Raw genomic sequence first — 4,937 nt, 5'->3', positions numbered from 1 at the left:
CAATAAAAAACACCCTCTGTCTTATGACAGAGGGTGTTTTAGATTTAAAAGCTGGCGATGACTTACTCTCACATGGGTAACCCCACACTACCATCAGCGCAAAGAGGTTTCACTTCTGAGTTCGGGAAGGGATCAGGTGGTTCACTCTTGCTATTGTCGCCAGCAAACTGTTTATGGATATTCACTTAGTCTTACATTTTGCTAAGTTTTTTCCAAAAGAGTTATTAACAGGTATATTTGAGTTGGTATTGTAACTAGCTTTGTAACTAAATCAAGCATTTTGCATTGAATTTAAAGAAACATACAACTGTTTGGGTGTTGTATAGTCAAGCCTCACGAGCAATTAGTATTGGTCAGCTTCATGCATCACTGCACTTCCACATCCAACCTATCAACGTCGTAGTCTTCAACGGCTCTTTAGAGGACATAAAGTCCTAGGGAAATCTTATCTTGAGGTAGGCTTCCCGCTTAGATGCTTTCAGCGGTTATCCCTTCCGAACATAGCTACCCGGCGATGCGACTGGCGTCACAACCGGTACACCAGAGGTTCGTCCACTCTGGTCCTCTCGTACTAGGAGCAGATCCTCTCAAATTTCCAACGCCCACGGTAGATAGGGACCGAACTGTCTCACGACGTTCTAAACCCAGCTCGCGTACCTCTTTAAATGGCGAACAGCCATACCCTTGGGACCTGCTTCAGCCCCAGGATGAGATGAGCCGACATCGAGGTGCCAAACACCGCCGTCGATATGAACTCTTGGGCGGTATCAGCCTGTTATCCCCAGAGTACCTTTTATCCGTTGAGCGATGGCCCTTCCATACAGAACCACCGGATCACTAAGACCTACTTTCGTACCTGCTCGACTTGTGGGTCTCGCAGTTAAGCGCGCTTTTGCCTTTATACTCTACGCGTGATTTCCGACCACGCTGAGCGCACCTTCGTACTCCTCCGTTACTCTTTAGGAGGAGACCGCCCCAGTCAAACTACCCACCAGACATGGTCCTCGCTCCAGATTATGGAGCAGAGTTAGAACCTCAATATTACCAGGGTGGTATTTCAAGATTGGCTCCACCGTAACTAGCGTCACGGTTTCAAAGCCTCCCACCTATCCTACACAAGTAAGATCAAAGTTCAATGTCAAGCTGCAGTAAAGGTTCACGGGGTCTTTCCGTCTAGCCGCGGGTACACCGCATCTTCACGGCGAATTCGATTTCACTGAGTCTCTGCTGGAGACAGCGCCCCCATCATTATGCCATTCGTGCAGGTCGGAACTTACCCGACAAGGAATTTCGCTACCTTAGGACCGTTATAGTTACGGCCGCCGTTTACTGGGGCTTCGATCAAGAGCTTCGCTTACGCTAACCCCATCAATTAACCTTCCAGCACCGGGCAGGCATCACACCCTATACGTCCACTTTCGTGTTTGCAGAGTGCTATGTTTTTAATAAACAGTTGCAGGGGCCTGGTTTCTGTGGCTGTCAACCGCTCAGGGAGTAAATCCCATCACCGTCGACAGCGTACCTTCTCCCGAAGTTACGGTACCATTTTGCCTAGTTCCTTCAGCAGAGTTCTCTCAAGCGCTTTGGTCTACTCGACCTGACCACCTGTGTCGGTTTCGGGTACGATTCCTGTGTAACTGAAGCTTAGAGACTTTTCCTGGAAGCATGGTATCAGCCACTTCACTGTACAAGTACAGCTTGCTATCAGTTCTCAGCATAGAGTACCCCGGATTTGCCTAAGATACATGCCTACAACCTTTCACCTGGACAACCAACGCCAGGCTGACTTAACCTTCTCCGTCCTCTCATCGCATTACACAGAAGTATTGGAATATTAACCAATTTCCCATCGACTACGCCTCTCGGCCTCGCCTTAGGGGTCGACTCACCCAGCCCCGATTAACGTTGGACTGGAACCCTTGGTCTTTCAGCGTGCGAGTTTTTCACTCGCATTGTCGTTACTCACGTCAGCATTCGCACTTCTGATACCTCCAGCATACTTCTCAATACACCTTCATCGGCTTACAGAACGCTCCCCTACCACTTGCAATAAATTGCAAATCCGCAGCTTCGGCATATAGTTTTAGCCCCGTTACATCTTCCGCGCAGGCCGACTCGACTAGTGAGCTATTACGCTTTCTTTAAAGGGTGGCTGCTTCTAAGCCAACCTCCTAGCTGTCTATGCCTTCCCACATCGTTTCCCACTTAACTATAATTTTGGGGCCTTAGCTGGCGGTCTGGATTGTTTTCCTCTTGACTACGGACGTTAGCACCCGCAGTCTGTCTCCCGGATAGTACTCATTGGTATTCGGAGTTTGCATCGGTTTGGTAAGTCGGGATGACCCCCTAGCCGAAACAGTGCTCTACCCCCAATGGTATTCGTCCGAGGCGCTACCTAAATAGCTTTCGGGGAGAACCAGCTATCACCAAGTTTGATTAGCCTTTCACCCCTATCCACAAGTCATCCCCTGGCTTTTCAACGACAGTGGGTTCGGTCCTCCAGTTAGTGTTACCCAACCTTCAACCTGCTCATGGATAGATCACCTGGTTTCGGGTCTACACCCAGCAACTAAACGCCCTATTAAGACTCGGTTTCCCTACGGCTCCCCTATGCGGTTAACCTTGCTACTGAATGTAAGTCGCTGACCCATTATACAAAAGGTACGCAGTCACCGGACACAATGCCGGCTCCCACTGCTTGTATGCATGCGGTTTCAGGATCTATTTCACTCCCCTCACAGGGGTTCTTTTCGCCTTTCCCTCACGGTACTGGTTCACTATCGGTCAGTCAGGAGTATTTAGCCTTGGAGGATGGTCCCCCCATATTCAGACAAGGTTTCACGTGCCTCGCCCTACTCGTCATCATTATATGTGCCCTTTCGTGTACGGGACTATCACCCTCTACGGTAGCACTTCCCAGAGCTTTCCGCTAAAGCACATATAACTTAATGGGCTGTTCCCCGTTCGCTCGCCGCTACTAAGGGAATCTCAATTGATTTCTTTTCCTAAGGGTACTGAGATGTTTCACTTCCCCTCGTTCGCCTCGCAACACTATGTATTCATGTTGCGATACCTACCTTATGGTAAGTGGGTTTCCCCATTCAGAAATCTCCGGATCATAGGATATTTGCCGCCTCCCCGGAGCTTATCGCAGGCTATTACGTCTTTCATCGCCTCTGACTGCCTAGGCATCCACCACATGCACTTAATTACTTGACTATACAACCCCAAACAGTCGTTAATCTTTACAAGCAAGATTATCAACATTACAGTTTAGAATTCTGTGAACTTAATCACTGTACAGCTTCTATTAGATTCATATACCAAAACGCTTGATTCAGTTAATCGCTAGTTCTCATCACTTCTTAATCACTTCAATATGTCACTTACGTGTCATATTGTTATGTTTAATTAGCTCTGAGCCTTAAACAATTTATTTCAACTCAAATATATTCTGTTAATGATTGACTGCCATCTCGTCGATGCGCAGCAAACTGTGATAAATCACAGAACTTAATAAATCAATATCAATCTTAAAATTGAGTATTTATTAAATTCTATAATCTAACTTCTTAGCTTAATTACTCTAAAGTAATGGTGGAGACTAACGGAGTCGAACCGTTGACCTCCTGCGTGCAAAGCAGGCGCTCTACCAACTAAGCTAAGTCCCCAGCTTAAGATCTCGTATCTAATGCTCTGTGCTTTTCAGTCAGAATGGTGGGTCTGACAAGACTTGAACTTGTGACCCCACGCTTATCAAGCGTGTGCTCTAACCAACTGAGCTACAGACCCTCAGATACTTCAATGAAGAACAACTTGTTGTGGATTCTTACCGGCCATCAATCTTTCGTTAAGGAGGTGATCCAGCCGCAGGTTCCCCTACGGCTACCTTGTTACGACTTCACCCCAGTCATCGGCCACACCGTGGTAAGCGTCCTCCTTACGGTTAGACTACCTACTTCTGGTGCAACAAATTCCCATGGTGTGACGGGCGGTGTGTACAAGGCCCGGGAACGTATTCACCGCGGCATTCTGATCCGCGATTACTAGCGATTCCGACTTCATGGAGTCGAGTTGCAGACTCCAATCCGGACTACGATCGGCTTTTTGAGATTAGCATCCTATCGCTAGGTAGCAACCCTTTGTACCGACCATTGTAGCACGTGTGTAGCCCTGGTCGTAAGGGCCATGATGACTTGACGTCGTCCCCGCCTTCCTCCAGTTTGTCACTGGCAGTATCCTTAAAGTTCCCGGCATAACCCGCTGGCAAATAAGGAAAAGGGTTGCGCTCGTTGCGGGACTTAACCCAACATCTCACGACACGAGCTGACGACAGCCATGCAGCACCTGTATGTAAGTTCCCGAAGGCACCAATCCATCTCTGGAAAGTTCTTACTATGTCAAGACCAGGTAAGGTTCTTCGCGTTGCATCGAATTAAACCACATGCTCCACCGCTTGTGCGGGCCCCCGTCAATTCATTTGAGTTTTAGTCTTGCGACCGTACTCCCCAGGCGGTCTACTTATCGCGTTAGCTGCGCCACTAAAGTCTCAAAGACCCCAACGGCTAGTAGACATCGTTTACGGCATGGACTACCAGGGTATCTAATCCTGTTTGCTCCCCATGCTTTCGTACCTCAGTGTCAGTATTAGGCCAGATGGCTGCCTTCGCCATCGGTATTCCTCCAGATCTCTACGCATTTCACCGCTACACCTGGAATTCTACCATCCTCTCCCATACTCTAGTCTCCCAGTATCGAATGCAATTCCTAAGTTAAGCTCAGGGATTTCACATCCGACTTAAAAGACCACCTACGTACGCTTTACGCCCAGTAAATCCGATTAACGCTCGCACCCTCTGTATTACCGCGGCTGCTGGCACAGAGTTAGCCGGTGCTTATTCTGCGAGTAACGTCCACTATCCAAGAGTATTAGTCTC

General features: G+C 48.2%; 2 tRNA genes and 3 rRNA genes. All 5 read right to left on the bottom strand.

Going from position 1 to position 4,937, the window contains the following annotated elements:
• Positions 1-49: 49 nt before the first annotated feature.
• Positions 50-164 (bottom strand): 5S ribosomal RNA (gene rrf, locus ACK2M2_RS16120).
• A gap of 158 nt (positions 165-322) precedes the next feature.
• A 23S ribosomal RNA gene (locus ACK2M2_RS16115) occupies positions 323-3,219 on the bottom strand.
• A gap of 376 nt (positions 3,220-3,595) precedes the next feature.
• Positions 3,596-3,671 (bottom strand) — tRNA-Ala (locus ACK2M2_RS16110).
• Between the two features lie 44 nt (positions 3,672-3,715).
• Positions 3,716-3,792: transfer RNA gene (locus tag ACK2M2_RS16105), tRNA-Ile, on the bottom strand.
• Positions 3,793-3,851: 59 nt separating this feature from the next.
• A 16S ribosomal RNA gene (locus tag ACK2M2_RS16100) occupies positions 3,852-4,937 on the bottom strand; the annotation flags it as partial.

Origin of the sequence: Acinetobacter sp. TY1 (assembly GCF_048551395.1) — a bacterium.
GTDB lineage: Bacteria > Pseudomonadota > Gammaproteobacteria > Pseudomonadales > Moraxellaceae > Acinetobacter.
This window is presented reverse-complemented; position numbering and strand designations above follow the sequence as displayed.